Annotated in this window: 3 protein-coding genes; 1 reads left to right on the forward strand and 2 read right to left on the reverse strand. The window is 64.2% G+C overall.

Annotation, left to right across the window (positions count from 1 at the left end; translation table 11 throughout):
• Positions 1–906 (reverse strand): oxygen-dependent coproporphyrinogen oxidase (gene hemF / locus EOA33_RS34320; RefSeq protein ID WP_127407625.1); only part of this gene is annotated, 906 nt, incomplete at its 3' end.
• Between the two features lie 108 nt (positions 907–1,014).
• Here hemF and EOA33_RS34325 point away from each other — a divergent pair.
• Positions 1,015–1,272 carry a hypothetical protein gene (locus tag EOA33_RS34325; RefSeq protein ID WP_126058664.1) on the forward strand — a complete coding sequence of 86 codons (258 nt, stop codon included), beginning with the start codon at positions 1,015–1,017 and terminating at the stop codon, positions 1,270–1,272.
• Between the two features lie 23 nt (positions 1,273–1,295).
• Here EOA33_RS34325 and soxR read toward each other — a convergent pair whose 3' ends face one another.
• A complete protein-coding gene (gene soxR / locus EOA33_RS34330; protein ID WP_126058665.1) occupies positions 1,296–1,739 on the reverse strand; it encodes a redox-sensitive transcriptional activator SoxR in 444 nt (147 codons plus the stop codon).
• Positions 1,740–1,887: the final 148 nt, after the last annotated feature.

The following is a 1,887-nucleotide window of genomic DNA, read 5'->3' on the forward strand; positions in this document are numbered from 1 at the left end:
TCGGACCGCGGGCGGCAGGCGGGACAGGATCGAGGCGACATTGCCGCCGGTCTTCAGCCCGAAGATGGTGCCGCGATCGTGAAGCAAGTTGAATTCGACGTAGCGGCCCCGCCGAATGAGTTGTTCGTCACGGTCGCCGTCGGTCCAGTTGTCGTTGAAATTGCCCCTTACCAGGTGTCCGTAGACGACGAGAAAAGAGCGCCCGACATCCTGGACAAAGTTGAAATCGGCATCCCAACCGCCCTTGTCCTCGCCCGAATGCAGCCAGTCGAAGAAAATGCCGCCGGTGCCGCGCGGCTCGTTGCGGTGCGGCAGATAGAAATATTCGTCGCACCAGGCCTTGAATTTGGCGTAGTCGGCGACGCCGGCGTTCTTCTCGCAGGCAAATTGCATGGCGCGGTGAAAGGCGAGCGTATCCGGGTCGTCCTGGACGCGGCGACGGTCGAGCACCGGCGTCAGGTCGGCGCCGCCGCCGAACCACTGGCGCGAGGTGACGACCATGCGCGTGTTCATGTGCACCGCCGGCACGTTCGGGTTCCAAGGATGCGCGATCAGCGAGATGCCGCTTGCCCAGAAGCGTGGATCCTCCTCCGCGCCCGGCATCTGTTTCCTGAACTCGGGCGAGAACTCGCCGTAGACGGTCGAGGTGTGGACGCCGACCTTCTCGAAGACGCGGCCATACATCATCGACATGGTGCCGCCGCCGCCCTTGCCATCGTCGCGCTCCCAGGGGGTCTTCTCGAAATGGCCAGGCGACCATGAAACCAGCGGACCCGTCAGATCCTGCTCGATCTGCTCGAAGGCGGCGCAGATGCGCTCGCGCAACGCTTCGAACCACAGGCGGGCCTTCATCTTCTTCTGCTCGATGTCGGCCGGCAGGCCCACCGGTATTTCAGGTCGTTCCAAAATCAGGTCTCCAGTCGCGGACGATAAAGGACTCGTCTTTTCCGGGCGCGATCCCTAATCTCTTAGGAGCAAGGGTCAAGTCCCGACCACGGTGCAAGGAGTTCCTTCGTGCGCACCCCGGCAAGACCGCCGCTGGATGGCTTGAAGAAAAGGCTCGACCGCTCGCGCGCCGAGCGCGAGCGCATGCCGCGCGACGGCTTCCTGCGCGAGACCTTCATCCTGCCGCGTTCGGACGCCCGCCTGAAGGCCAAGGAATGGTTCGAGCGCTTCCCCAAGCAGGCCTACTGGACCGAGATCGAAAGCTGGTTCGAGCGGCCAGGCGACGTCATCGAATTCACGATAAGGCGGCTGCCGGCGGCGGATTGAGAGTGGCGGCCCCAGTGGGGTGATCAGCGCGCTATCAGCCTTCGCGCTCCGGTGCCCTCCCGCGCCAGCCGGTCTTCCTTGTTCCTGAGCGGGCATCTGTCGATCGACATGCAGCCGCAGCCGATGCAGTCGCTCAGGCCGTCGCGCAGCTTCTTCAGCTGGTTGATCTTGTGGTCGAGCCCGTTGCGCCAAGCCGTCGAAAGTAGATTCCAATCCTCGCGCGTCGGCGTGCGGCCCTCGGGCAGGGATTGCAGCGCCGTGGCGATTTCGGCCAGCGAGATGCCGACTTCCTGGGCGACGCGGATGATCGCCACGCGCCGCAGCACGTCGCGGCCGTAGCGCCGCTGGTTGCCCGCCGTGCGGTGGCTGCGGATCAGTCCGCGCGTCTCGTAGAAATGCAGCGCCGATACAGCCACGCCGCTGCGCATGGCCACCTGGCCGACCGTCAGTTCCGTTGCTGGAGCCATCTCCCACTTTCCGCTTGACCTCAAGTTAGGTTGAGCTTGTAGCGAAGAAATCCTGATCGGGCAAATGCAGGAGAAGGCAATGTGCGCCTGGGCGAGACTGACTGGAGAAACCACCGCCGTCGGCGATGGCAGGGATGGCGGATTGCGG

It is taken from the genome of Mesorhizobium sp. M4A.F.Ca.ET.050.02.1.1, assembly GCF_003997725.1.
Classification (GTDB): Bacteria; Pseudomonadota; Alphaproteobacteria; order Rhizobiales; family Rhizobiaceae; genus Mesorhizobium.